The organism is Micromonospora sp. A200 (genome assembly GCF_029893845.1).
Lineage (GTDB): Bacteria > Actinomycetota > Actinomycetes > Mycobacteriales > Micromonosporaceae > Micromonospora > Micromonospora purpureochromogenes.
On the sequence record NZ_JARXXY010000034.1, the window covers coordinates 43,646 to 68,240 of the forward strand.

The 24,595-nt window shown below is 71.3% G+C and carries 28 protein-coding genes; 14 read left to right on the forward strand and 14 right to left on the reverse strand.

All coding sequences use genetic code 11. The features are described 5' to 3' along the window. Positions 1–103 precede the first annotated feature (103 nt). Both M2302_RS26390 and M2302_RS26395 read right to left on the reverse strand, forming a co-directional pair. Positions 104–319, reverse strand: coding sequence for a DUF3073 domain-containing protein (locus M2302_RS26390; protein WP_179802609.1), 216 nt, complete (start codon positions 317–319; stop codon positions 104–106). Between the two features lie 290 nt (positions 320–609). Further along, positions 610–1,692 (reverse strand): Glu/Leu/Phe/Val dehydrogenase, encoded by a 1,083-nt coding sequence (locus M2302_RS26395; RefSeq protein ID WP_280840540.1) that lies wholly within the window; start codon positions 1,690–1,692, stop codon positions 610–612. A 170-nt stretch (positions 1,693–1,862) separates the two neighbouring features. Here M2302_RS26395 and M2302_RS26400 point away from each other — a divergent pair, with 170 nt between their 5' ends. Both M2302_RS26400 and M2302_RS26405 read left to right on the forward strand, forming a co-directional pair. Continuing rightward, positions 1,863–2,702 (forward strand): hypothetical protein, encoded by an 840-nt coding sequence (locus M2302_RS26400; protein ID WP_210774358.1) that lies wholly within the window; start codon positions 1,863–1,865, stop codon positions 2,700–2,702. Positions 2,703–2,954: 252 nt separating this feature from the next. Then, positions 2,955–3,164: a BldC family transcriptional regulator gene (locus M2302_RS26405; RefSeq protein WP_007073996.1), complete on the forward strand. Its 210-nt coding sequence runs from the start codon at positions 2,955–2,957 to the stop codon at positions 3,162–3,164. 95 nt (positions 3,165–3,259) lie between these two features. On the opposite strand, the gene M2302_RS26410 is transcribed toward M2302_RS26405, so the two are convergent. Beyond that, positions 3,260–3,640, reverse strand: coding sequence for a PPOX class F420-dependent oxidoreductase (locus tag M2302_RS26410; RefSeq protein ID WP_280840541.1), 381 nt, complete (start codon positions 3,638–3,640; stop codon positions 3,260–3,262). A 53-nt stretch (positions 3,641–3,693) separates the two neighbouring features. On the opposite strand from M2302_RS26410, the gene M2302_RS26415 reads away from it, so the two are divergent. Continuing rightward, positions 3,694–4,473: a methyltransferase domain-containing protein gene (locus M2302_RS26415; RefSeq protein ID WP_280840542.1), complete on the forward strand. Its 780-nt coding sequence runs from the start codon at positions 3,694–3,696 to the stop codon at positions 4,471–4,473. 204 nt (positions 4,474–4,677) lie between these two features. Here M2302_RS26415 and M2302_RS26420 read toward each other — a convergent pair whose 3' ends face one another. After that, positions 4,678–4,983: a hypothetical protein gene (locus M2302_RS26420; protein WP_154940649.1), complete on the reverse strand. Its 306-nt coding sequence runs from the start codon at positions 4,981–4,983 to the stop codon at positions 4,678–4,680. 160 nt (positions 4,984–5,143) lie between these two features. Here M2302_RS26420 and M2302_RS26425 point away from each other — a divergent pair, with 160 nt between their 5' ends. Further along, the gene (locus tag M2302_RS26425) at positions 5,144–6,022 is read left to right on the forward strand and encodes a 3-hydroxyacyl-CoA dehydrogenase family protein (protein ID WP_280840543.1); all 879 of its coding nucleotides are present in this window, start codon (positions 5,144–5,146) and stop codon (positions 6,020–6,022) included. Next, positions 6,019–6,762, forward strand: a complete 744-nt coding sequence (locus tag M2302_RS26430; RefSeq protein ID WP_280840544.1) for an enoyl-CoA hydratase/isomerase family protein — start codon at positions 6,019–6,021, stop codon at positions 6,760–6,762. The genes M2302_RS26425 and M2302_RS26430 overlap by 4 nt, the downstream gene beginning before the upstream one ends. 60 nt (positions 6,763–6,822) lie before the next feature. Here M2302_RS26430 and M2302_RS26435 read toward each other — a convergent pair whose 3' ends face one another. After that, complete coding sequence (locus M2302_RS26435; protein ID WP_280840545.1) at positions 6,823–8,178, reverse strand: ABC transporter substrate-binding protein; 1,356 nt, start codon at positions 8,176–8,178, stop codon at positions 6,823–6,825. 166 nt (positions 8,179–8,344) lie between these two features. Between M2302_RS26435 and M2302_RS26440 the strand changes: the two genes are divergently transcribed. Continuing rightward, positions 8,345–8,734: a hypothetical protein gene (locus M2302_RS26440; protein WP_154940641.1), complete on the forward strand. Its 390-nt coding sequence runs from the start codon at positions 8,345–8,347 to the stop codon at positions 8,732–8,734. A 38-nt stretch (positions 8,735–8,772) separates the two neighbouring features. Here the strand turns inward: M2302_RS26440 and M2302_RS26445 are convergent, their stop codons facing one another. Then, positions 8,773–9,186, reverse strand: a complete 414-nt coding sequence (locus M2302_RS26445; protein ID WP_088959459.1) for a hypothetical protein — start codon at positions 9,184–9,186, stop codon at positions 8,773–8,775. 118 nt (positions 9,187–9,304) lie between these two features. Between M2302_RS26445 and M2302_RS26450 the strand changes: the two genes are divergently transcribed. Further along, positions 9,305–10,009, forward strand: coding sequence for a DUF2786 domain-containing protein (locus M2302_RS26450; RefSeq protein WP_280840546.1), 705 nt, complete (start codon positions 9,305–9,307; stop codon positions 10,007–10,009). Between the two features lie 163 nt (positions 10,010–10,172). Here the strand turns inward: M2302_RS26450 and M2302_RS26455 are convergent, their stop codons facing one another. Further along, complete coding sequence (locus tag M2302_RS26455) at positions 10,173–10,688, reverse strand: SRPBCC family protein (RefSeq protein WP_280840547.1); 516 nt, start codon at positions 10,686–10,688, stop codon at positions 10,173–10,175. A 172-nt stretch (positions 10,689–10,860) separates the two neighbouring features. Between M2302_RS26455 and M2302_RS26460 the strand changes: the two genes are divergently transcribed. Continuing rightward, entirely contained in the window at positions 10,861–11,892 is a 1,032-nt protein-coding gene (locus tag M2302_RS26460; RefSeq protein ID WP_280840548.1) for a hypothetical protein, read from the forward strand. Positions 11,893–12,334: 442 nt separating this feature from the next. On the opposite strand, the gene M2302_RS26465 is transcribed toward M2302_RS26460, so the two are convergent. Further along, on the reverse strand, positions 12,335–13,030 hold the full coding sequence (locus M2302_RS26465; RefSeq protein ID WP_280840549.1) for a cation transporter: 696 nt from the start codon (positions 13,028–13,030) through the stop codon (positions 12,335–12,337). Beyond that, entirely contained in the window at positions 13,027–13,386 is a 360-nt protein-coding gene (locus M2302_RS26470) for a metalloregulator ArsR/SmtB family transcription factor (RefSeq protein ID WP_280840550.1), read from the reverse strand. The genes M2302_RS26465 and M2302_RS26470 overlap by 4 nt, the downstream gene beginning before the upstream one ends. A 150-nt stretch (positions 13,387–13,536) precedes the next feature. Between M2302_RS26470 and M2302_RS26475 the strand changes: the two genes are divergently transcribed. The 4 genes from M2302_RS26475 (at position 13,537) to M2302_RS26490 (ending at position 17,447) form a co-directional block, all read left to right on the forward strand. After that, positions 13,537–13,812 (forward strand): hypothetical protein, encoded by a 276-nt coding sequence (locus M2302_RS26475; protein WP_280840551.1) that lies wholly within the window; start codon positions 13,537–13,539, stop codon positions 13,810–13,812. A gap of 316 nt (positions 13,813–14,128) precedes the next feature. Next, complete coding sequence (rox, locus tag M2302_RS26480; RefSeq protein WP_280840552.1) at positions 14,129–15,556, forward strand: rifampin monooxygenase; 1,428 nt, start codon at positions 14,129–14,131, stop codon at positions 15,554–15,556. 164 nt (positions 15,557–15,720) lie between these two features. Then, entirely contained in the window at positions 15,721–16,281 is a 561-nt protein-coding gene (locus M2302_RS26485) for a sigma-70 family RNA polymerase sigma factor (RefSeq protein WP_280840553.1), read from the forward strand. Next, a complete protein-coding gene (locus M2302_RS26490) occupies positions 16,278–17,447 on the forward strand; it encodes a CU044_5270 family protein (RefSeq protein WP_280840554.1) in 1,170 nt (389 codons plus the stop codon). The genes M2302_RS26485 and M2302_RS26490 overlap by 4 nt, the downstream gene beginning before the upstream one ends. Positions 17,448–17,552: 105 nt before the next feature. Here the strand turns inward: M2302_RS26490 and M2302_RS26495 are convergent, their stop codons facing one another. Next, entirely contained in the window at positions 17,553–18,515 is a 963-nt protein-coding gene (locus M2302_RS26495; RefSeq protein WP_280840555.1) for a cation diffusion facilitator family transporter, read from the reverse strand. 174 nt (positions 18,516–18,689) lie between these two features. Between M2302_RS26495 and M2302_RS26500 the strand changes: the two genes are divergently transcribed. Continuing rightward, entirely contained in the window at positions 18,690–19,049 is a 360-nt protein-coding gene (locus M2302_RS26500) for a metalloregulator ArsR/SmtB family transcription factor (protein ID WP_280840556.1), read from the forward strand. Positions 19,050–19,067: 18 nt separating this feature from the next. Here M2302_RS26500 and M2302_RS26505 read toward each other — a convergent pair whose 3' ends face one another. From M2302_RS26505 to M2302_RS26520, 4 genes are all read right to left on the reverse strand, one after another. Beyond that, entirely contained in the window at positions 19,068–20,117 is a 1,050-nt protein-coding gene (locus M2302_RS26505) for a HupE/UreJ family protein (RefSeq protein WP_280840557.1), read from the reverse strand. 339 nt (positions 20,118–20,456) lie between these two features. After that, entirely contained in the window at positions 20,457–21,353 is an 897-nt protein-coding gene (locus M2302_RS26510) for an RNA polymerase sigma-70 factor (protein WP_280840558.1), read from the reverse strand. A gap of 14 nt (positions 21,354–21,367) precedes the next feature. After that, positions 21,368–22,570, reverse strand: coding sequence for an FAD-dependent oxidoreductase (locus M2302_RS26515; protein WP_280840559.1), 1,203 nt, complete (start codon positions 22,568–22,570; stop codon positions 21,368–21,370). A 76-nt stretch (positions 22,571–22,646) separates the two neighbouring features. Further along, positions 22,647–22,784 carry a hypothetical protein gene (locus M2302_RS26520; RefSeq protein WP_280840560.1) on the reverse strand — a complete coding sequence of 46 codons (138 nt, stop codon included), beginning with the start codon at positions 22,782–22,784 and terminating at the stop codon, positions 22,647–22,649. A 526-nt stretch (positions 22,785–23,310) separates the two neighbouring features. Between M2302_RS26520 and M2302_RS26525 the strand changes: the two genes are divergently transcribed. After that, positions 23,311–24,417, forward strand: a complete 1,107-nt coding sequence (locus M2302_RS26525) for an IS110 family transposase (RefSeq protein ID WP_280840561.1) — start codon at positions 23,311–23,313, stop codon at positions 24,415–24,417. The last annotated feature ends 178 nt before the right edge of the window (positions 24,418–24,595 follow it).

Below are 24,595 nucleotides of genomic sequence, written 5' to 3' on the forward strand. Positions count from 1 at the left end.
TTCCGGCGGGGCGAGGTCCCTGATCGTCGGTCGTGGTGCCGCTTCTGTCGGGCACATGCGTGAGCACGCGGGGAGTTACCGCGTGCTCAGATGCGACCGGAGGTCAGCGGGTCGGAGGAACCCAGGGATCCGGGTCGTCGTCCGCGTGATCCTCATCATCGTCGTCGACATACTCTTTGTAGTCGTCGTCGAAGTTGTGCTCAGACTTACCAGCACCCGCCAGTTCGCGCTGCAAGGCGGTGAGGTCGGTGTTCGGGGAGTGGTACTTCAACTCCCGGGCCACCTTCGTCTGCTTGGCCTTAGCACGGCCGCGCCCCATGGCTCGACCCCCTCGCACAGAATGCGGGGCAGCCCGAAGGCGGGCCCCGATGACGTCAGGCATCTCTCGTGGCTCTTACGGTACATGGGGATGCCACCGTTCGGCACCTCGGGTTACCGTCAGCCGGCCCTGCGCGTCGCAGCGATCCGGCCGTCACCGAGTGTACCCGGTAAGGAGCGGATGCCGGGGCCGGCCGTGACACCGGACAGATCGTGACGAACTCCCCGAATGGAGCTTACTCGGGGGAGCCCCGGGGCGCGGGGCGGTGCCCGCACCCCGGGGGGCTGCCGTCAGCGCAGGAGGATGCTGCGCAGCCGGCCCACGTCGGCCATCCGGCGCTCGGCCAGCCGGTCGGCGGCCACCGCCGGCGGCACGCCCTCGTCGTCGGCGAGCTGCAGGATCTCCCGGGTGGTGTCGTAGATCTTCGTGGCGCGCAGCTTGGCCCGCTCGAAGTTGAAGCCCTCGATCTCGTCGGCGACCTGGATCACGCCGCCGGCGTTCACCACGTAGTCGGGGGTGTAGAGGATGCCCCGGTCGGCGAGCAGCTTCTCGATGCCCGGGTGGGCGAGCTGGTTGTTGGCGGCCCCGGTGACGACCTTGGCGCGCAGCGCCGGCACGGTGTCGTCGTTGAGGGCGCCGCCCAGCGCGCACGGGGCGTACACGTCGATGTCGGCGGCGACGAGCGCGGAGGCGTCGTCGACCAGCTCGACCTGCGGGTGGGTGGTGCGCACCCACTCCAGGGCCTTCGGGTTGACGTCGGTCGCCACGACCTCGGCGCCGTCGTCGAGCAGGTGCTTGGTGAGGTACTTACCGACCTTGCCCAGGCCGGCCACGCCGACCCGCTTGCCGGCCAGCGTCGGCGCGCCCCAGACGTGCTCGGCGGCGGCGCGCATGCCCTGGAACACGCCCCAGGCGGTGAGGATCGAGGAGTCGCCGGCGCCGCCGTGCTCCACGCTGCGGCCGGTGACGTAGCGCGTCTCCCGGGCGATCACGTCCATGTCGGCGACGTAGGTGCCGACGTCGCAGGCGGTGTAGTAGCGGCCGGCCAGCGACTCGACGAACCGGCCGTACGCGCGCAGCAGCGCCTCGCTCTTGATCTGCTCCGGGTCGCCCCAGATGACCGCCTTGCCGCCGCCCAGGTCCAGCCCGGCGAGGGCGTTCTTGTACGCCATGCCGCGGGAGAGGTCGAGCACGTCCGCCAGCGCCGCATCCTCGCTGGCGTACGGGTAGAACCGGGTGCCGCCGAGCGCGGGGCCCAGCGCGGTCGAGTAGATGCCGATGATCGCCTTGAGGCCGGTCTGCTTGTCCTGGCAGAAGACGACCTGTTCGTGACCGGTCGATCCCGGATCGTCGGTGCTCGCGAATACGCCCATGGCTTGCTCCTGTTTCGGTGTGCGCCCTTGTGGGACGCGGACCTGGTGGACGCCGGCGGGATGCTGCCGGTGCTGCTGAGCCTAATATCGGTCCACGCCGCACCGCCGTCCACGTCATGCCTGCCGGGCGCTGACGGCGCTGGGGCCCCGTCTCGTGGGAGGATCGCGCCGTGCCGTCGCTCTTCGCTGCTTATCTGCGCGTCTACGAGCCGCTGACCGCCTTCGACCGGGACCGTCAGTCGTACTGGCGGCGCTACGTGCGGGAGGGGCGGGCGGTCGCCCCGCTGGAGGGCCCCGGACGGCAGCGCACCTCGGTGATCGAGGCGCTCGGCGCGGGCTGGACCCGGCTGCCCGACCTGCCGGACGAGGCGTACGTCCTGGAGGCCGACGACACGCTGCTGGTCTGCCCGTGGAACCTGCGGATCCGGGTGGCCGAGGCGGCGCTCAGCGCGCGGGACGGGGTGCCGTCGGTGCTCGCCGACGCGTTCGTCCCACCCGTGCTGGCGGGTCAGGCCAAGGCGGTGGTCGACGACTGGCGCAGCGGGGCGCGGGTGCTCGAACACGGGGTCCCGCGGCTACACGAGCAGATCGCCACCTGGGGCGTGCCGCTGCGGTGGTTCGTGCTCTTCGAGCCGGCGGAGCGGGACCTGGTCACCCACCCCGGGCGGCGGGCGCTGCGCTACCGCACCGAGATCTCCAAGGCCCGCCGCCGGTCGTCCCGGGCCTTGTCGGTGCTGCGCAAGTCGGTCGGGGACGCCCCGATCACCGAGGCGGTCGAGGAGGCCGCCCGCTGGCTGGAGGAGTTCCATCCGCGCTCGGTGGTGGAGCTGGACTACGGCGGCCTGGTGCAGCTGCTCTCCGACGAGACGCTGACCGCGGACGACTCGACGGAGCTGGTCGCCGCCGGCCTGGCCGGGCTCGCCCGGGGCGAGGCGGAGGAGGCCTCCGCGGCGTACGACCGGCTGGTGGCCCGCTGGCGTGCGGTGCAGCTGCTCGAGCGGTGCAACTGACCACGAATCCACCCAGCGATGCCGTCAGATCCGAGGCGATCTCGTAGTTGACGCATCACGAACCGTGATCATGAGTCCGAATAAGGTACTTTCTGCCCTGTAAAAGTCAGATAAATCGGGCATGGTTCATCCGTCCGTCTAGGGACCTTCGGCCGTTCGGCCCATGTCGGACATCGGGGACTAGCCGGACCATGGGAGACGCGTCGGCCGGCGGGACCCCGGCCGATGTCTATACACGTGGAGGAGTGACCGATGGCATCGCGAACGCACGAACCAGAGCCGCTACTCACGCCGGCCGAGGTGGCGTCGATGTTCCGTGTCGACCCGAAGACGGTGACCCGGTGGGCCAAGGCGGGAAAGCTCAGCGCGATCCGGACCCTGGGCGGCCACCGTCGGTACCGTGAGTCGGAGGTTCGGGCCCTGCTTCAGGGGCAGATCCCGCAGCAGCGTCAGGGAGACTGACCTACCGACACCGAGAAGCGTTCCGGTCTCAGGGGCGGGCGGACGTCGCGACAGCGACGATCCACCGCCCCTGAACCATGTCCGGGCTCCCACGCTCACTCCTGGACGGTGATCCGGATCCCGATCGTGCCCCGCTCGCCCCGGCGCAGCCGGCTGCCCAGCAGGCTGAGCCGGCCCAGCAGCCGGTACTTCCGCTTGATGAGGTCGCGGACCCGGTTGGTCTCCTCGGGGGAGCAGAGCACGGCGTGCCCGGGGACCGCCGTACCGCGCGGGCGGCCTCGCACGTCGCAGGGGGCCACCGTCACCGTGCCGTCGCGCCGGATCCGCTTCACCTTGCCCGAGTCCGCCGCCGTCCACACCGCCAGCGTGTCGCCGTCGCGCACCGCCCAGACCGGGGTCGGCACCGCCCGACCGTCCTTGCGGAACGTCGTCAGCAGGACGTACTTCTCCGCCGCCAGGCGGTCCAGGTCGGTCACGCCGCCAGGATACGACCGCGACAGGTCCCGGCCGCACGGATAGCGTGAACCCCGTGACCGGGGAACCGAGGATCGGCGACGTGTTCGGCGAGATGCTGCGCGACGCGTACGCCGTGCACACCGGCATCGGTCCCCGGCCGCTGGTGGGCGGGCGGCTGCCCCGACCGGTCATCGAGATCATCGAACGGGAGGACGGGCTGATCAACGGCGCGCCCGCCGCGCACTACCTCGACGGGCCGCAGGACTGGCAGCCGTACGACCACCGGGCCGTGGACCGGGCCCGGGGCGCGACGCTCGACATCGGCGTCGGGGGCGGGCGGATCGCGCTGCTGCTCCAGGAGCGCGGCCTACCGGTGACCGGACTGGACACCTCGGTCGGCGCGCTGCGGGTGTGCCGGCACCGGGGGGTACGCGACCTCGTCCTCGGCACGGTCGACGAGCACGCCGCCGACGGCCGGCGGTACGACACGTTCCTGCTGCTCGGCAACAACCTGGGGCTGATCGAGGGGCGGCACCGGGCGGCGGCGTTCCTGGCCGCGCTCGCCGCGATGGCCGCCCCCGGCGCGCAGGTCATCGCGCACGGCACCGACCCGTACGGCACGAAGGACCCGGTGCACACCGGCTACCACGAGCTCAACCGGCGGCGTGGCCGGCTCGGCGGCCAGTTGCGGCTGCGGCTGCGCTACCGCGAGCTTGGCACGGAATGGTTCGACTACCTCGTCTGCTCGGCCGAGGAGCTGGCCGAGCTGGTCCGGGACACCGCCTGGCGGCTGACCGACGTGGACGACCGGGACGCCCCGTACTATCTGGCCACCCTGCGGCTGCCGGGCTGAGCGCGCCGCCGGGACCCCGGACCGGGGCCCCGGCGCGGGGTAGGCCGTGTTTCATGAGGACTGGCCGGCCTGCGGCGGGCCCAGGCGACGGCCGGCAGCGTTGCGATTCCGTCCGGATACAACACCGGTATCCGGACGAAACCGCGCCTTGCCGGACCGCCGCCTGGGCTCCGCCTCGGCTCGACCGCCCTCATGAAACACGGCCTACACCTGCACGGTCGGGGGCAGCTGCTCCGGCGGCAGCCCGCCGTCGCCGTCGACCACCTCGTCCGGGGTGCCGTCCTCGTCGATGTCGACCATCGTGATGTCGACCTTGCCGTCACCGTCGGTGTCGAACTGGAACAGGTCGGCCTTGCCGTCACCGTCGGTGTCCACCACCCACACGTCGGTCTTCCCGTCGTTGTTGGTGTCGGCGCGGAGCAGGTCGACGCGCTCGTCGCCACGCGTCTCCACGGTCTCCCCACCCTCGCTGGTGCCGGTGCCGTCCACGGTCTCCGGTGCCTGGCTCATGCGCTACGTCCTTCCCTTGACGTTGAGGGCCGTCTGTACCCGGTCCGGCGGTCCCCCACGCATGCCGCCCGGGGCACTGCTGCATAGGGTCGCACCCAGGAGCGGGCGGCAGGGCGCGACGGAGACCCCGGCGCGTCGCCGCGCGCAGCGAGGGAGCGTCATGAGTGGTCGTTTTGTCGTCGTCGGTGCCGGCACGATGGGGCTCGGGATCGCCTACGTCGCCGCCGGTGCGGGACACGCCGTCGAACTGGTCGAGGTGGACCGGGGCCGGTCGGAGGCGGCGGCCGCGCGCCTCGGTGAGCTGTGGGACCGGGCCGTGCAACGCGGGAAGCTGAGCGCTGACGAGGCCGCCGGGCACCGGGCCCGGGTGACCCTGCGCGCGGCGCTGGGTGACGTCGCGCCGGAGCCGGACGTGGTCGTGGAGGCGGTGCCCGAGCGGCTCGAACTCAAGCGTGCCGTGCTGCGTGAGGCCGAGGGGCTGCGCCCGGTGCTGCTGGGCAGCAACACCTCGAGCATCCCGATCGCCGAGCTGGCCGACCCGCTGGCCCGGCCGGAGCGCTTCCTCGGGCTGCACTTCTTCAACCCGGTCTGGGCGATGGCCCTGCTGGAGGTCGTGGTGGGCCCGGCGACCGCCCGGGAGACCACCGAGGCGGCGGTCGCGCTCGCCGGCCGGCTCGGCAAGGACCCCGTCGTCGTACGCGACATGCCCGGCTTCGCCACCTCCCGGCTCGGGGTCACCCTCGGCCTGGAGGCGATCCGGATGGTCGCCGACGAGGTGGCCAGCCCCGCAGACATCGACAAGGCGATGGTGCTCGGCTACCGGCACCCGCTCGGCCCGCTGGAGCTCACCGACCTGGTCGGACTGGACGTCCGGCTCGACATCGCGCGCACTCTCCAGGCCGCCTACGGCGACCGCTTCGCGCCGCCGCCGCTGCTGGTGGAGATGGTCGCCGCCGGAAAGCTCGGCAAGAAGTCCGGCCAGGGCTTCTACCGCTGGGTCGACGGCCGCAAGGCCGACGGGGAAGGGGCGGGCCGGTGAGCGGGCTGCGGATCGAGGAGCTGCCGGAACGGCTGGTGGTGACGCTGGACCGGCCCGAAAAGCGCAACGCGATCGACGCCGACCTGATCGGCGAACTGCACGAGGTCTGCGCCGAGCTGGAGGCCCGGCCCCGGCTGCTGCTGCTCACCGGCGGCACCGAGGGCATCTTCGCCGGCGGGGCCGACATCGGCCAGCTGCGCGAGCGCGGCCGAACCGACGCCCTCGCCGCGATCAACCAGGCGGCCTTCGCCCGGATCCGGGCCCTGCCGATGCCCAGCGTGGCCGCGGTGGACGGGCCGGCGCTGGGCGGTGGCGCCGAGCTGGCGTACGCGTGCGATCTGCGGGTCTGCACGGCGCGGGCGGTGTTCGGCCAGCCCGAGGTGCGGTTGGGCATCCTGGCCGGCGCCGGCGCGACCTACCGGCTGCCCGCGCTGGTCGGCGAGGCCCGGGCCAAGGAGCTGCTCTTCACCGGCCGGCGGGTGGACGCCGAGGAGGCGCTGCGGATCGGCCTGGTCAATCGGGTGGTGACCGAACCGACCGAGCTGCTGCCGAGCGCGCACGAGCTGATCGACGAGATGGCGAAGGGCTCTGCCCTGGCGCTGCGGCTGACCAAGCTGGCGGTGGACGCGCCGCCGGCCGCGCACCCCCACCTCGACCTGGTCAGCCAGGCGGTGCTCTTCGAGGACGAGGAGAAGCGGCGGCGGATGACCGAGTTCCTGGAGCGGCGCCGCTCCCGCTGACCGACCCCGTACGCGCGACGGCCGCACCGGATGTCCCGGTGCGGCCGTCGTCGTCGGTGCTCAGTGCCGGATCGACACGTCCGCGTCGTCCAACGCCCGGATCAGTCCGGCGGACTCGGCGAAGCCGATGACCAGTACCGCCTCCGGGGCGTAGCTCTTGATCTCCTTCGCGGTGCCGACGAAGTCGACGCCGTCGGCGCCCTCGCCGTCCGCCGGCGGCTCGTAGGTCAGCAGCTTCACCCGGTCGCTGCCGAACCCGGCCCGCTCCAGCTCGACGCGAACGGTCTCCTGGAGACCCTCACCGTAGGAGTCCTTGCGGGCCACCACGACGATCTTGTGCGGACCGTCCCGCAGTATCACGTCGGCCAGCGCCCGGCCCTGGAGGCTGTCCGGCGGTGCGGTGCGGAAGTAGAGGCCCTTGTCGTCGGCCTTGGTCAGCCCCGAGTCGGTGTTCGACGGGGAGAACAGGATCCGCCCCGCGGCGACCACGTCCGGCAGCACCGAGCTGGAGATGCCGGACCCGCCGGCGCCGATGATGACCTGCACCTTGTTGCTGATGTGCGAGGCGACCGTGGCCTTGGCGACCGCCGGGCTGGTGCCGTCGTCGCCGTCGATCCAGACCATCGGCTCGCCCAGCACGCCGCCGGCCGCGTTGATCTCCTTGACCGCCAGCGCCGCGCCCGCCGCGATCGGCGGGTTGGCCAGGGCCAGGTCACCGGTCTTCGGCAGCAGGCCGCCGAGGATCAGCGGGGAGCCGTCGCTGCGGTCGGTCTTGCCGCCGCGCTGCTTCTTGGGCTTCGGCGGGGCCTTGGTGCTCGCCGCCGTCTCGAAGCCCGCGCCGACGAACTCGGTCTTCGCGTCGTTGATCTTCTGGGCGTCGAAGTGCAGCGTCGCGTAGCTGGCGGTGGCCGGCTCGCCCTCGTCCGTGAAGCCGGCCCGGGTCAGCGACGGGCCGCGGTATTCCACGTCCTGCCCGTCGCGGGCCAGGGTCAGGCAGGTCTCGGCGTCCGAGCAGCGCTGACCGTTGTTGGTCACGCCGACTATCTGCTTGGCGATGTCCGCCGGGTCGGTACTGCCGGCGAGCTGCGCCGCCAACGCGCTGATCATGACCGCGTCGTACGCCTCGGCGGCGTAGAGGAAGTCGGTCAGCTTGGGATCGACCGCCAGTAGCCGGTCCTTGAAGTCGTCCGTCAGCGGCGTCAGCGGGGTTGTGCCCTTCATGCCGTCGACCAGGTCGGCGCGCTCCTTCAGCTCGCCGGCGAAGGAGTTCAGCATGTTGCCGTCGGTGCCGTACAGACGCACCTGTTGGGTGGCTGTGTCTTCGGGCTTGTCGGTCGTCCCGCAGGCGCTGGTGACGAGCAGGAACGCCGCACCCGCCGCCAGGATGGCAGCGCGCGGGCCGCGTGTTACGAGCATGGTCGTCCTTACCTTTGGGGAGTTCCGCTGGGCACCATAGCGCGCCGGGGCGGCGGGTGGGAGCGTGGATGCCACCGGTAGGCGTCGGCCATCCGTCACGGCTACGCTCCGTGATCAACGGGCTGTTCCGGGTCACCGCTTGACCCGCCGTCCTACTGTGCGGCAGGTGACCGAAGTACCTGACCAGACGCTCGACGACGCGACCGCCGTGCTCCGTTCGGCGCTGGCCGGGGACGGTGACGCGGTGGTGGGAACGTTCGACGCCGTGGTCGACCGGTCCGGGCTCGCCGGGGCGTACGGGGTGGCCTGGTGCCTGGCCGCCACCATGGTCGGCGACCCGCCGCCGCCCGGCGCCTGCGCGCTGGACTTCCCCGGCATCGACGAGGCCGGTTACGACACCCGCTGGGTGGCCCGCTTCGTCAGCGCGTACGCCAACCACGACGCGGACACCGGCGAGGCGCTGTTCGGGGCGGCGGCCGCCGACGGCCTGCTGCCGGACTGTCTGCTCACCCTCGCCGGCTCGACCGTGGCCACCCTGCGCAGTCGGGCCGGTTGACGGCGCGGCGCCCGGTTCGGGCGCCGCGCCGGCCTCCCTCAGTACGCGTGGTACGCCACCAGCGGCTCGTACTCGTAGCGCAGCGTCTCGAAGCGGACCTGGAACCGGACCCCGTCCCGGACGTTCGTCGCCACGGTGATGAAGCCCGACTTCGACGGCAGGTACGTCCGGTAGTTGCACCGGTCCGTCTTGTCCACGAAGATCACGCACGCCTCGACGCCGAACTCGCTGGCGTTGCGGACGTTGATGTCCTTGCACCGGGTGCTGGTGCGGTACGGGCCGGCGTCGCCGCCCCAGCCGCCGGTCTGGAAGTACGAGCGGACCGCGCCGCCGTAGCAGGTGGCGTACGACTCGAACAGGTTGGTCTCGGGGGCGGCCTGTGCGGGGGAGCCGAGGGCGAGCAGCGACAGCGCCGCCGTGGTTGCCGCCAGGCGGGCGACCGGGGATGCCATGCGGTTGCCTCCAGGGATGGGGGTGCACCCTGCGTTGCGGACAGGGTGCCGAGCGTGGTGATGGTACCGGCGGTTCGTCCGGAGTGGACCATCCCGCCGATGTGATAGCTCTGGTGACATGTCCGAGGCGATGCTGAGCAAGGTGCGCAAGTTGCTGGCCAAGGCCGAGGACCCGGCCTGCACGCCCGCCGAGTCGGCGGCCTTCACCGCCAAGGCCACCGAGCTGATCGCCCGCTACGGCGTCGACCGGGCGCTGCTGGCCGCCCGCGACCCGGCCACCGACCCGGTCGGCGACCGGGTGGTCGACGTCGTTGCCCCGTACGCCCGGGACAAGGCCGGGCTGCTCGCGGCGGTCGCCGACCCGCTGCGCTGCCGCTGCGTACGCCGGGCCCGGGGCGACGGCTTCGCCCTGCACCTGTTCGGCTTCGCCAGCGACTTGGAACGGGTCGACCTGCTCTTCACGTCGCTGTTGGTGCAGGCTGCGCACTGGCTGTCCGGGACGGCCGTGCCGGCCGGCGAGCATCCGGCCGCCTTCCGCCGCTCCTGGCTGGCCGGTTTCGCCCGAGTGGTCGGGGAGCGGCTGCGGGCCGCCGAGGCGGGCGCGGTGGCCGAACGGGACGGCCCGTCGGTCGCGCTGGTCCTGGCGGACCGCTCGGACCGGGTGGCCCGCCGGGTGACCGAGGTCTACCCGAGGTTGCGTACCGCCCCGGTCCGCCGGCTGGCCGGCACCGGCTTCGGCGCCGGGGCCGAGGCGGGCCGCCGGGCGGACCTCGGCGGTCGCGGAGTCGTCGACGGTGCCGGGGGTCGGGGGATCGCGGGCTGAGCCACGCTGCTCCCGTCCCCGGCCGAGCGGCGGGGCTCCGGCCGGGCCCACCTGCCGCTCGTGTCGCCGTCGTTCGGCCGCCCGGATCAGCCGTCGCCGTTCAGCCGCCGCCGGCTCAACGGCCCGCCGGTGAGCGCGTGGTCGGGCCGGCTGGTGGGCTGGCTCAGCCCGGCTCGGCGTCGTATCGGGTGAGGGTGTCCAGGTAGCGGCTGAGCAGCTCGTGCCAGCCGGCGGTGAGCGCCTCCCGGTAGCCCTCGGCTGCCGCGCCGTGCCGGTCGAAGTGCCGGTGCTCGACCTCGATCCGGGTCTGCCCCGACCCGTCGGGCAGGAACAGCACCTCCACCTCGCTGGCCCGCGCCGGATCCGGCACCGGCACCCGGTCGGGGCCGATCTGCCAGGTGAAGACGAGCCGCTTCGGCGGATCCCAGGTGAGCACCCGGCCCCAGTCGCTGCGGAAGCCGTACGGGCCGATCTCGTAGAGCATGCCGCCGGCCTTCGGCTCGATCCCCAGCTCGGCCAGCGCCTCCGGCCCCGACCAGGTGTATTCGCGGACCCACCAGTCGGCCAGCGCCCCGGTGAACACCGCGAACGCCTGCTCTGCCGTGGCTGGGGCGAGGAGGGTGCTGCGGAGTGCGTACCGCTCGACGTCCTGCCGGACGTCCGCCATCTCCTGTCCCATAGGCCCGGACCATACCGGCTGATGCCTCGCTGTGCAGCTTCGCGTACTGCCCCCTTCCGGACACTCGTTCGGAACCCACCGTGTCGGATGCGGCACGGATGGCCACCGGGAAACCGGGTAACCGCGCCTGACGTGGCCCGACGGCCGGGCCTCGGGTGAGGGAGCGGGAAGCATGAGCGAGAGCGGGGCGGCGGCGCGCGGACCGGACCGGACCGGCGGGGGTCGGGAGCTCGAGCCGGACGTCCTGCTCGACGTCCCCCGGCTGTCCGTCGACTCGCTCCGGCTGGCGGTGGACGGGCTCGATGCGGATCTGTCGCTGCGCGCCCGGCTGGCCAACCTGCTCCAGCTCGACGCCGGCGTGCGGGTGCACCTGGAACAGGTGGAGCTGGACATCGAGGGGGTCCGCGCGGAGGCGGTGCTGAAGGTCCGGCTGGAGAAGGTGCTGGAGATCCTGGACCGGGCGTTGAGCACCATCGACCGCAACCCACAGATCATCGCCGCGCTGGCCAACAGCGCGAACCTCACGCTGAACGACGTCAACCGGGTGGCCGACCGGGTCGCCAACGCGGCCACGCCGGTCGTCAACCAGGCCGGCCAGCAGGTGGGCCAGCTCGGCCAGGTGGCCGGCCAGCAGGCCGGCCAGGCCGGGCAGGTGGCGCAGCAGCAGGGGATGCCGGCCGGAGCGCAGGTGGCCGCTGAGGCCGGGCAGCAGGGCGGGCGGCAGGGCGCTGAGGCCGGACCTCAGACGGGCCAGGCTGGCCAGCAGGGCGGCGCGACCGCCGGCGTGGGCCCCGGTGGGAGGCCGGCGGGCCCCGAGGGCCCGTCAGGTGGGCGGACCGCCGGCCAACCGGCGCCGACCGCACCGGAGCGGCCCGCGGGGCCTCGCCCGGAGTCGCCGGCCGGTCCGTTGCCGGCGGGGTCGCCGCAGGAGCCGCCGCTGGGCCCGGCGCCGTCCGGCCGGGCGGGCGCCGAGGGGGGCCGGCCCGCCGACCGGGGTACGACCGCGGGCGACCGCGAGTCGCGCGGCGAGGCCGAGGGCGGCGGATCGACCCAGGGCGGGCGGCAGCAGGGTGGAACCGCGCAGGCGTCCCAGCTCGCCGGGCAGGCGGGCGAGACGCTGCGGCAGGCCGGTCGGAGCGTCTGGGAGGCGATCCAGGGCGGCATGGCGCAGCGACGCCAGGGGCAGCAGCGCCGGGACCGCTGACGCGAAACCCGGCGCCTCAGCTCCGCGGCTTCTGATGACGAGTGGGAAACCGTCGCGGGTCCTAGGGAACGCCGGCGGTGTCCCGGACGACGGGGTGACCGGCGTCGGGCCGCTGGCCGACGGTGCGGCTCGCCGGGCGCCGTCATGGCGGCGACCGACCCCGCTGCCGCCAGAGCAACCGGCGGCATCCACCATCGATGGAGGCCCAGCCGCGCCAGTCGTTCGTAGGTCAGGCTGGACCGACCATTGTGATCGATTGTCGCCTTCCTGTGGCGTTGATTTACGCGACCCGGCGACAATCGTCCTCTGCGGCCACGAGCAGCAGGGTGTGCCGTATTGGCAACCACTTTTTGTCAAGATCGTGACTCGTTGTCAATCGTTGCTGCGGCTGTTAACAGGAATCGCAAGAGAAATCGCCGGTCCAGTGTTCGACGACGTCAGGTCATGGCTTCCGGTCGGTGCAGCAGCCATCGGCGCAGCCCGGGGATTCGCCGGTGGCGTCGACGGCAGGCAGGGGTGCGCAGTCGTCACAGTGCTCACCCCGCCAGGCTTCGACGCCTTCCTTGACCGCGACGCCGGCGATGACGAGCGCGGCGATCGGGTCGGCCCACGACCAGCCCCAGGTGGCGTTGAGCACCAGGCCGACGAGCAGTACCGCGGAGAGGTAGGTGCAGAGCATGGTCTGTGTCGAGTCGGCCATGACCGTCGCCGAGCCGAGTTCCCGCCCGGTGCGCCGCTTGGCCGCCACGAGGAGCGGCATCACGAGCAGCGACGCCACGGCGAGGCCGATCCCCACCGGGCTGGCGTCGGCATCGCCGCCGGCCAGCAGCGAGCGGACGGCGTCGAAGGTCACCCAGGCCGCGAGGGCGAAGAACGACGCGCCGATGAGCCGCAGCGCCAGGCGTTCCCGCGTCTCGGGCACCCGAGCGCGGAACTGCCAGATCAGCACGGCCGCGCTGGACACCTCGACGAACGAGTCCAGGCCGAAGCCGATCAGCGCCGTCGACGAGGCGGCCGCGCCGGCGGCGATGGCGACCAGGCCCTCCAGCAGGTTGTAGCCGGCGGTGGCGTAGGCGAGCCAGAGGCTGCGCCGGGACAGCACCGCCCGACGCTCGGGGGTCAGCAGCGAGGCGCTCACGCCGTCACCTCCGCCGAGGGCTCGGTCGACGTCCCGTAGGTCGGGCACAGGGCGACCGCCTCGCCGGTCGCGGCGAGAACCTGTTCGGCCGAGCGCAGCAGGTCCAGGAGTTCCGGCCGCGTCAGGGCGTAGAACGACTGGCGGCCCTCGGCCCGATAGTCGATCAGCCCGCAGTCACGAAGACACGCCAGGTGCTTCGACACCGTCGACTGCGCCAACCTCAGCTCGCCGGTCAGGTCCACCACCCGGGCCTCCCCGGTCGCGATCCGGCGCAGGATGGCCAGCCGGGTCGGGTCGCCGAGAGAGCGGAACAACGCCACCGCTGGGGCCAGCCCGGGAGCGCAATCAATCGCCATGTCGTGATGATAGCCAAAATCAGCGATCGGTCTGCAATCCGCGCCAACAGGGACGGCCGGCTCTCAAGGGCGACCTTGACACCGCGTCAATGATGGCCGCATGGGCCCGAGTGACACGCACCCGCTGTTGGTGGCCGGCCGTCTCCGATCGTGGTCGTCAGCCTCTCCGGGCTCGTACTCGGCGTGCGCGTCGCCCTGTCGCGACGGTTTCCCCGGGCCTGGCTCCGCTCCGGGCGTCCGACGGAGAGCCAGCGATCCCAGCCCGTCCGCATCGGCGGTGGCGTGGCGCTGGTGGGGGCGAGTCTGCTGATCCAGCAGGCTCCGTTTCTGATCCCTACCTCTTTTGTGCTCGGCGCCGCTCTGCTCGCGGTGGCGATGCTCCTTGCCGCCACCGCGGCGGGATGGTTCGTCCTGCGGCGGGACTAGTCACCAACCGCCTGCTCCGGGGCAGTCGTGCGACAGCTCCGTGCGCCGCCAGCTCCCGGCAGGGGCACCAACAGCAAAATCCCCACCGGCGTCTCCGCTGGCGGGGATCTCTGTAGTCCGGCGAAAGGCTATGTGGCCAAGGGCAGGATCAGAGGCTCGTCCCCTGCCACTCTCAACATATAGCGCACGGGGGGCCTTGCGGCAAGACCCGGGTCGTGCCACAGAATTGCCGGCCGAGGCCAGGACCTGCGGAATTCAGAGATTCGTGAAGATACGTGGGCGGTAGCAGCTGGCCGAAATGGCAATGGGGGGTTTCGTGTTTGACGTGATCGTTGCCGGCGGCGGACCGACCGGCTTGATGCTGGCCAGTGAATTGCGGCTGCACGGCGTGCACGCGCTCGTGTTGGAGAAGGAGTCGGAGCCGACCGCATTCGTCCGTGCGCTCGGCCTGCACGTGCGCAGCATCGAGGTGATGGACCAGCGCGGTCTGCTGGAGCGGTTCCTCGCGCACGGCCAGCAGTACCCGGTCGGTGGTTTCTTCGCCGGCATCGACAAGCCTTCGCCGGTCCGGCTGGACACGGCGCATCCCTACGTTTTGGGCATCCCGCAGACCACCACCGATCGCCTGCTGGCCGAGCGTGCCACCGAGCTCGGCGCCGAGATCCGGCGCGGCTGCGAGCTGGTCGGGCTGAGCCAGGACGACGACGGGGTGACCGCTGAGCTGGCCGACGGCACGCAGCTGCGCTCGCGCTACCTCGTCGGCTGCGACGGCGGCCGCAGCACGGTACGCAAGCTGCTCGGCGTCGACTTCCCCGGCGAGCCCACCAGGGTCGAGACGCTGCTGGGCGAGATGGAGGTGACCGCCCCACCGGAGAAGCTGGCCGCCGTCGTGGCCGAAGTCCGCAAGACCCACAAGCGGTTCGGCCTCGCGCCCTTCGGGGAAGGGGTGTACCGCGTCATCGTGCCCGCCGAGGGGCTGGCCGAGGATCGCACGGTCCCGCCGACCGTCGAGGAGTTCCGGCAACAGCTGCGGGTGTTCGCCGGTATCGACTTCGGCGTGCACTCACCGCGCTGGCTCTCCCGCTTCGGCGACGCCACCCGGCAGGCCGAGCGTTACCGGGTCGACCGGGTGCTGCTGGCCGGCGATGCGGCGCACATCCACCCGCCGGTCGGCGGGCAGGGGCTCAACCTCGGCATCCAGGATGCGTTCAACCTCGGCTGGAAACTGGCCGCCGAGATCAACGGCTGGGCGCCGGAAGGGCTGCTGGACAGCTACCACACCGAACGGCACCCGGTGGCCGCCGACGTGCTGGAGAACATTCGGGCGCAGATGCAGCTGCTGTCCCCCGAGCCAGGCCCCCAGGCAGTGCGCCGGCTGGTGTCGGAACTGATGGACTTCGAGAACGTGCACCGGTACCTGATCGAGAAGATCACTGCGATCGGAGTCCGCTACGACTTCGGCGACGGGCACGAACTGCTCGGCAGGCGGATGCGCGACATCGGCTTGAAGCGGGGCCGCCTCTACGAGCTGCTGCACGATGGTCGCGGGCTGCTCCTCGACCGAACCGGCCGACTTTCGGTCACCGGGTGGGCCGACCGGATCGACCACGTCGTCGACGGCAGCGAGGAACTGGATGTGCCCGCCGTGCTGCTGCGGCCGGACGGTCACGTGGCCTGGGCCGGCGAAGACCAGGCGGATCTCCTCAGCCAGCTGCCGAGGTGGTTCGGCGCTGCCGCCAGCTGAGCGCGCAGCGTCCTGCACGGGCGACGACGATGGCTGCGGCACGGCCGCACAATGCAAGATCCCCACCGGCGTGACCGGGTCGAAAACGGTGACCGATGTAAGAAGCGGCGGGCTCGAGACATTTCCTGGTGACGGAGAAACTCTGACAGGAAGGGCCGAAGCCGGTGTCAGAATCCCAATCGGACGATCATTTCAACGCTGTGTACCAGGCGCACTACCGGCAGGTGTATGCGTATGCCGTCACGCGCGCCGGTCGCCAGCTGGCCGATGAGGTCGTGGCCGAGACGTTCCTGGTGGCGTGGCGGCGGTTGACGGAGCTGCCGAGGGGGACGCCACTACCGTGGCTGCTTGCCGTCGCCCGCAATGTCGTGGGTGAGCGATACCGCGCAGAGGAACGGCAGCAGGCCATCGCTGCCGAGATGCGCGCGTGGATCACCGACGAGGAGCTGTCCGTCGCCGACGTGGCAGACGGCGTCGCCGAGCGGGCCGCGGTGCTCACTGCTCTGGCTCAACTGTCCGACGGCGACCGCGAATTGTTGACGCTGGTTGCCTGGCACGGGCTGACGCCAGGTCACGCAGCTCGGGTCCTCGGCTGCTCTACAGCGACGTACTACGTGCGCCTGCATCGCGCCCGACGTCACTTGAAAGACGCCATGGCTGTCGCCACCGACCTGGAATTGCCTCGACCCGCCGCCGCGCTCGTTTCGAAGGAGTCGATCCGATGAGCCGATCACCAGATGTCATGAACCTGCTTGCCAAGGCCCGGCCGGCACGACTGGACCCACCGCCGAACCGGGGCGAGCACACCGCACAGGCCGTTGCCGGCATCCTGACCAACGTTCGGGCGGCCGGAGGGCAGGCCGCGGCCGACCGGCCCCGCAGGCCTGGGCGGGTACGGCTGGCTGTGCTCGGGACGATGGGGGTGGCCGCGGCGGCCGTCACCGCCGTCGTGGTGGCCGTGCCCGGACCAGGCGCCGCTCCGCGCAATGCACCCGACGCCGCACCCGACGTCGTGTCGCCCGCCACGCAGGCGCCGATGGACTCCAGGCGGCTGTTGCTCGTGGCAGCCGAACGCAGCGACAAAGCCCCGCAGACCGGCGGGCGCTATCTGACCATCCAAACGGAGAGCGGCCACGCGGTGCCAGTCGAGGCCGCTGACGGCACGTACACCATGTTCCACAAGACCGGTGGCGAGTATTGGCTGGCCCGCTCCAGCGCCGACAGCAGTTGGGCAAGTTCGCAGCCGCTCGGCGCCGCGCCCGCCACACCGGGCGACGAGGCCGCCTGGCGCCGCAACGGTTCCCCGACCGTTGTCAGGATCACCAAGCCGAAGCCGTACGACCTGCAGATCGCCCCGGGCAAGGTCTACCGCGACAGGGTGGACCCCGCACACCTCTTCGCCCTCGGCGACCGCAACGTGTCGCAGGCGCAACTCGATGCGCTGCCGACCGACCCGGCCGCTCTCCGCGCCACACTGCTCAACCGCTTCGACGGGGGAGGTGGCGACATGCCCACCGACCGTGACCAGTGGCTGTTCACCGTCGGCGCCCACTTGGTGATCGACCTGCCGGTCAGCAACGAGGTCCGCGCCGCCGCATACCGGATGCTCGCCACGGTGCCCGGAGTGCGCGGACTGGGAGTTGTTCACGACATGCGTGGTCGGCCCGGGCAGGCGGTTGCGTTCGCGCAGGACACCCCCGGGAACGGCCGCGTCGAGGTGCGTCTGATCATCAACCTGGACACCGGGCAGGCCCTGGCCAAGGAGATGCGCGTGATGGAGCCGCGTGGCTCGTGGTCGTGGCTCGCTCCGGGCGCGCTGTACACGTATGACCTGGTACTCGTGTCGAAGAACACCGACGACGACCCGCCGGCGGTGGACGTCAGGAACTGACCTCCTGAACACCCGGCCGGCGGCACAGCAGCGCCGCCGGCCGTAACCCCGCCGGCGCGGCCGGCTCGGACGCCAGGGACCGAGGCGGATTGCCGCCTTCCGATCTCAGTCACGGCACTGCCGGCGTCGATGTGACAACTCGGCATGGTGGTGTCCGCCGGGGTGGCAATGCGGATCCGTGTGCACGGTAGCGCTGGTCAGCCTGGGTACGGCATGCGCGAGTTGGTGTTCCGCGTCGGCGGCGATTTCGTGTGCGGCGACGAGGCTGAGGTGGGTGTCTACGACCAGCTCGGCTTCGGCGTGCAGTCGGTGACCGATCCAGCGGAGCCGAACCGCAGCCACGTCGCGGACGCCGTCTACGGCGCGGAGGGTGCTCTCGGCCTGGTCGACAATCTCAGGATCGACGGCGTCCATGAGCCTTCGATACACCTCGCGGGCGGCGTCCTTGAGGACGATGGCGATGGCGACGGCGATGACCAGGCCGACGACCGGGTCGGCCCAGTGCCAGCCGAGGGCAGCGCCGCCGGCGGCGAGGAGCACGGCGAGGGAGGTGTAGCCGTCGGTGCGGGCGTGCAGGCCGTCGGCGACCAGGGCGGCGGAGCCGATGCGACGGCCCACGCGGATGCGGTAGCGGGCGACGAGTTCGTTGCCGATGAAGCCGACGAGGCCGGCGGCGGCCACCCAGCGCAGGTGGGTCACCTCGGCCGGGTGCAGCAGCCGGGTGATGGCGGTCCAGGCAGCGGCGACGGCGGAGGCGGCGATGACCGCGACGATGATGATCCCGGCGATGTCCTCGGCCCGGCCGTAGCCGTAGGTGTAGGCGCGGGTGGCGGCGCGCCGGCCGAGGAGGAAGGCGATGCCCAGCGGCACGGCGGTCAGGGCGTCGGCGACGTTGTGCAGGGTGTCACCGAGCAGGGCGACCGAGCCGGACAGCACGACGATGACCGCCTGGGCGATGGCCGTGATTCCGAGGCCGACCAGCGAGATCCACAGGGCACGTAGCCCTTCGCGGGAAGACTCCAGCGCGGGGTCGACCTTCGCCCGGGAGTCGTGCGAATGCGGAACCACGGCATGCCTCAGCCGATGCCACCAGGCGGCGAGTCGATCACCGTGATGGTGGCCGTGATCGTGCGGGTGGTCGTGACCGTGGTCCTGCTGGTGGTCGTGGTCGTTCACCGCGTCTCCCAACGTCCCGGGCGGCATGACAGTCGATACCCCCGACGGCGGCGATAATATGTGCTCATGTACGCACGCGACAATGGTGCAGGTGCCAGTGACCTGCAACAACGCCTCCCTGCTGATGGCCAGATAGAGGCGGCTACGGAGATGTTGCGGATGCTGGCCGACGGCACTCGGCTGCGGTTGATGTGGCTACTCGTCGGCGGCGAGCACGACGTGACGGCGCTGGTGGAGGCGCTGGGGGTGGCGCGGCCGGCGGTGTCGCAGCATCTCGGCAAGCTGCGGTTGGCCGGGCTGGTCGTCGTGCGGCGTGACGGCCGGCGCGCCCTCTACTCCGCCCGAGGTGGGCATGTGCGGCGACTGGTGAACGAGGTCATGCAGGCGGCGTCTCACCGGGTGGGCGGCATCCCCGACCACGATTGATGTACGAGGCGGGTGCGGCTACTCGCCGACCTTGGAACGGGGGTCGGCGAACCATTCGCGGGTGAACCCCCGGACCGCGTCGACGGCGACCGCGTCGCAGGCGATGGTGCGGTATGCGTGCACGGCCTTGACCGCCTCGGCCTGGTCAGGGGCAGCGCCGCCGACGACCCGGCCGGCGGCGGAATCGGTGACGAAGGCCCGCACCTGGGCGAGCTGCTCGGCCGGCAGGTCCGGCCGGTAGGTGACGATCACGTACCCGTCACCGATGACGTGCCCGAACGACGTGGCCGGCACGACCTCGCCCGGTTCGAAGAAGTCCTTGACCGGGTGCCCACCACCGGCCGGGAACGTCTCCGTGCGGTTGCGCACCTCGCAGCTGCTCGCCGGATCGGCAGCGGCCTGCACCGGGCGCAGCGCGTCAGGGCCGGAGGTGATGGCCAGGACCGCTGCGGCGACGACACCGGCGGCGATCAGCGCACCGTGTGAGAGCCGGACATCCCGCAGGCGGGGCAGGTAGTGACGCAGCACGTCGCCGATCATGAGCATGGCCACGGCCGCGATGAGTTGGCCGATCTCGACGCCGAGGTTGAAGGCCAGCACCCGAGGAATCAGCCCATCCGAGGGCAGGCCCAAGTCCTGCAACCGGGTGGCCAGGCCCAGGCCGTGCACGAGGCCGAAGGCGAACACGGCGGCGGCGAACCAGGTCCAGTTCTTCGGCCGGCCGCGCAGACCGACCACGCCGACGAACACCAGGCTCAGCGCAACCACGATGTCGACCAGGACCGGATTGACGTGCCAGTCGGCGACGGCGGCGGTGAACAGGGTGATGCTGTGCCCGAGCGCGAACAGGGAAATCAGCTTCGCCGCCCGCCGGATCGCACCGGCCACGAGCAGCACGCCCCCGACGAACAGCAAGTGATCCCAGCCGGCCAGCATGTGCTTCGTGCCCAGCCACACGAACCCGCCGACCGTCTCGCTTGATCCACCGACCCCGTGAGCCCAGGCAGCGCCCGGCAGCATCAGCACCGTGGCCACCGCCACACCAGCGGCGATCGCGCCTTGTCGCACCGCAGCGAGCACCCCGCACCGCCCTTTCCTCCGTCGCCGCCCGCAAGCCGGCAGCCTGCCGCGTCGCCCGGGTAGTCGCTCCGCAGCCCCGGTTAGTTCCCCCAGTGACCGGGGCAACGAGCAGTCCGCCGCCTGATAGCGCTGGTTGTCGGCGTCAGGACACGGGAAGCCCCGCCAGGCCGGCGGCAAGACCGAGAGCGGCACTGACCCCAAGAACCCGCAGGACCGACCAGCGCAGGCGTGCAGCGAACGTGCAACGAGTGGCGGTGATCAAGGGTCAGCAGTGACCAACCACGGTTCCCGCAATCGACCCGATAGACGTAGCTGCTCAAGGTCGTCTCAGTGCAGGGTGAGCGGGGTTTCGGACTCGACGCGGGACAGCTTCTCCGGGTTACGGACGTAGTAGATGCCGGTGACGCGAGCGTCCTCGATCCGCAGCGCGGCGACGCCGTCGATCTCTCCGTCGAGGCGAAACAGTAGTGCCGGGCTGCCGTTGATCACGGTCGGTTCGGTGGTGAGCGTGCCTCCGACTTTTTGCATGCTACCGATGAACAGGCGGATCGCCTTCTCCGCGCCGACGATCGGCCGCAGCGCGGCCTGTTTGACGCCGCCGCCGTCGCTGACCACGACCACCTGGGGCGCGAGCACGTCGAGCAGGCCCTGCAGGTCGCTGGTCTCGACCGCGCGCTGGAACGCCTCCAGCGCCGCCCGCCTTTCGCTCGGGGAGACCACCTTGCGGGGGCGGCGGGCGTCGACGTGCCGGCGGGCGCGGTGGGCGATCTGGCGTACGGCCGCCGGGCTCTTGCCGACGGCGGCGGCGATCTCGTCGTAGCTGACATCGAAGGCCTCGCGCAGTACGAAGACGGCGCGCTCGGTCGGCGAGAGTGTCTCGAGGACGAGCATCAGCGCCATCGAAACACTCTCGGCCAACTCGACATCCTCGGCCGTGTCCGGCGGGGTGAGCAGCGGCTCGGGCAGCCAGGGACCGACATACGCCTCCTTGCGCCGCTGCATGGTGCGCAGGCGATTGAGCGACTGGCGGGTGGTGATCCGGATCAGGTAGGCGCGCTGATCGCGTACCTGATCCAGATCGACCTTGACCCACCGCAGCCAGGTCTCCTGCAGCACGTCCTCCGCGTCGGCCGCCGATCCGAGGATCTCGTAGGCGACGGTGAAGAGCAGGTTTCGGAGGGCAACGAAGGTCTCGGTCGCCGGGTCACCGGCGTGGTCGCTCATCTCGCCACCTCTCCTTAGGCCCGCCGGCCGGTGACCGCCGGCGCCTCGCCGGCCTTGGCGCGCCGCAACTCCGGGCGCTGGCGATCCTTGAACCAGAGATTGAGCGAACCGGGTCTGCGCGCCTCTTGCGCCATCTGCCAGACGGTGCTCTTGCACACGGTCTCCTTGAGCATCGCCATGGACCGGCCGCCCAGGTAAAACACCCCTGTCGCGGTGTCGTCCTTCTTGGCGTACTGGACGATTCCGGTGCGGCGCCCGAGGCTGATGCACTGGCCGAAAAACCCGACGTTGAAGTCGGCGGGCTGCTTGCCGGCGATCCGGCTCAGCACCGTCTCGGCGGCCTGCGGGCCCAGCTGCACCGCGGACTGGCAGCTCATCCGCACCGGCAGGTTCGACGGTGCCGCCGAGTCCCCGGCCGCGACGACGCGTGTGTCGTCCACGCTCGTGAGCGTCTCGTCGGTGAGCAGGCGCCCCAAGGCATCCGTGCTCAGCCCGCTGCGGGCGGCCAGATCCGGCACGCCGAATCCCGCGGTCCAGATGGTCACGCCGGTGCCCAACTCGCGGCCGTCGGCGAGCTGGACGGCATCGCGTGTCACGCCCGTCACCGTCGCGCCCGGGCCCTCGATCACGGTCACGCCGAGCTTGGTGAGCCGCTCGGCCACCGAGCGCCGGGCCCGGGGATGCAGGTAGGGCCCGAGCACCTTTCCGCATACCAGGGTCACCTTCCGGCCCAGCTCCGCGAGTTCGGAAGCGGTTTCAAGGCCGGTCGACCCGGCTCCCACCACCGTCACCGGGGCCGATGCGGGCGCGGCGTCGACGACCGGCCGCAGCCGCCGCGCCTCCTCCAGGGTGGAAATCGGGTAGGCGTGCTCTGCCGCGCCCGGCACGCTCGGGTCCGCGCTGCCGCTGCCCACGGCGTAGATCAGGTAGTCATAGCCGAGTGTGCCGCCGCTCGCCAGGGTCACGCGACGCCCGGACGTGTCGATCCGGGTCACGGTGTCGACCACCAGCCCGACGCCGCCGGCCAGAATCCTTTGGTAGTCCACAACCGCGTCGTCCGACCCGCCGACGAGCTGGTGCAGGCGGATCCGCTCGACAAAGGCCGGACGCGGGTTGATCAGGGTCACTGTCACGCCGTCGCGCCGCGTCAGGCGGTTAGCCGCCATCACGCCGGCGTATCCGCCGCCGACCACGATGACATCGGTGTTCTCAGCCATGGCCTCTCCTTCGGTTTTCCAAGGTTCGGCCTCAAGACACCGCGCGTCCGGCGGTCTGTGACATCAGTGAGTCGGATCACTCGCCGAGCGCCGAGTCGAGGACCATCGCCTCCATCTGCCGCAACAGGGCGGCCATGTCGTCGCGGCTGAGGTAGGCGGTGTCGACCTGGGCCACGGCGCTCAACGCGGTCGGATGGTCGTTGACATGGATCATGAGCCGCTGGTGGAGGTTGCTGTGCAGTCAACGTGCAACAAGAGTCGGCCAGCAGCGGGATTCCGGGGTCAACGAGGGTCAGACCAGACAGGCGGACTGCCGGGGCGCAAAGCAAGAGCGCCGACCGGCGTTTCCGCTGACCGGCGCTCTAGTAGCCCGGCGAAAGGCTATGTGGCCCGGGGCGGGGTCGAACCGCCGACCTTCCGATTTTCAGGCACCCGCATTTCGGCTACTTGTTTCATTGACCTGCGACCGTGGCCCGGCCAGGCTTCGGTCGAGGCGCCCGGGCTGTCGCTCTCATTTCGGCTGCCCACGCTGGTCGTGTGGCTCTCATCTGGCCTGCGCGGCCCGGGCGTCGCCCCAGGGCGGGGAGAGGCTCAAGAGGGGTTTGCTCGGCTCGAAGTAGCGTTGCCCTCCCGGCTCGACAACCCAGGTGGATCGAGCATCGGAGGACGCGTTGAGTGGCACGTCAGATCGTGTGGTCATCGGGATGGACCCGCACAAGCGCTCTGCGACGATCGAGGTCATGGCCCGCGACGAGACCGTCGTCGGCGGCGGCCGGTTTGACCCCGACCGCGACGGCTTCGCGGCGATGAGGAAGTACGCCAGCCGTTGGCCGAACCGGGTCTGGGCGATCGAGGGCTGCCAGGGCATCGGCCGGCACATCGCCCACCGGCTCCTGGCCGACGGCGAGCAGGTCGTCGACGTCCCGCCGAAGCTGTCGGCCAGGGCGCGGGTGTTCGCCACCGGGCAGGGCCGCAAGACTGATGCCACCGACGCGCACTCCATCGCGCTGGTCGGCACCCGCATGGCCGGGCTGCGCCCGGTGGTCAACGATGAGCAGCTGGCCCTGCTGCGGATTCTGGTCGACCGGCGCCGCTCTTTGGGCGAGGACCACACCCGGATGGTGTCCCAGCTGCATCAACTGCTGCTGGAACTGATTCCGGGTGGGGCGAAGAAGAGTCTGTCCGCCGCCCAGGCCAAAGCGTTGCTGGCCACGGTCCGGCCCCGTGACGCGGTCGGCAAGGCTCGACGGCGGGTCGCCGCGGAGCTGATCGGTGACCTCGAACGGATCTACCGGCGCTCCAAGGAGGCAGACAAGGAGCTGAAGGAATTGGTGGCCTCCACCGGCACCACGTTGATGGACCTGCACGGCATCGGACCGTCCGGCGCCGCCCGGCTGCTGGTCGAGGTCGGTGACATCACCCGGTTCCCGAACCGGGCCCACTTCGCCTCCTGGAATGGCACCGCCCCCATCGACGCGTCCTCGGGCGAGCAGGTACGCCACCGGCTCTCCCGTGCCGGGAACCGGCAGATCAACCGGGTGCTGCACATCATGGCCACCGTCCAGCTACGCAATCCCACCGAAGGACGCGCCTACTTCGACCGGAAGAAGGCCTCCGGCAAGACATCGATGGAAGCGATGCGCGCGCTGAAACGACGCCTGTCCGACATCGTCTACCGGTGCATGACCAGCGACGCGGTGGCCACGGCGGCGGGCCCGGGAGGACAACGGGGAACGACTACTGGCTCCAGCGTGACCGACTCTCATCCCCCAGCCGGCTCTTCGGAGAAGTCACTTCCCGGACCCGCCGAGACCCAGGATAGAACGCTCCTCCCGGCGGTGTCTTGATGGCATGAAGGAGCGGGGCCTCGCTCCTCGTGGGTCCCGGGCGGGATGCTCGGGGTGCTCACGTCTCACGACGAAGGAGGCCGCTCATGCAGGCAGAGTACGACGGCCGGCAGATCGTGGGTATCGATCTGCACCGGCGCCGTTCGGTGATCGTGCGGATGACCGAGACGGGCGAGAA